The sequence below is a fragment of the Mesorhizobium sp. M7A.F.Ca.ET.027.02.1.1 genome, assembly GCF_004022985.1.
Classification (GTDB): Bacteria; Pseudomonadota; Alphaproteobacteria; order Rhizobiales; family Rhizobiaceae; genus Mesorhizobium.
The window spans coordinates 1-518 of record NZ_RZOL01000911.1; the positions used below are offsets into that span (position 1 = coordinate 1).

Sequence of the window (518 nt, forward strand, 5' to 3'; positions counted from 1 at the left end):
ATATGGTCGCGGTCGACAAGACGACCGGCCATCTCGAAATTGCACGAGCCCTGAAACCGGGTGACCTGTCCCAGGATGAAGCGGTCACGGCGGCGAACATCGTGCGCTATATCAGGGCGCGCGAGACCTATGATCCGCGCATGATCAAATCGAATTTCGATCTGGCCCAGCTCTATTCGACCGGAGCCGCTGCTGACGATCTTGTGCGGGAATTTACGCCCTCAAATCCGAATTCCAGAGACAAGCGTTATGGGATGGACACGACCATCGCCGTAACGGTGAAATCGGTTTCGTTCCTGAATCGCACGACGGCCACGGTCCGCCTTTCGACCGAGGAAAAGCGGCAGAACACAACGCGGCGTGAGCACTGGGTGGCGGTTATCAAATTCCGCTACACCAGCACGCCGCTCAAAAATGAGTATCGGTTCGATAATCCATTGGGCTTCCAGGTTACGGAATACCGGCGTGACCAGGAATCGCTGCCCGACGCCGCGCCAGCCGACAGGACGGTACAATGA

1 protein-coding gene is annotated in these 518 nt (G+C 57.3%); it reads left to right on the forward strand.

All coding sequences use genetic code 11. The features are described 5' to 3' along the window. A partial coding sequence (locus EN749_RS36960) for a type IV secretion system protein (protein ID WP_145991229.1) occupies positions 1 to 518 on the forward strand: 518 nt, incomplete at its 5' end.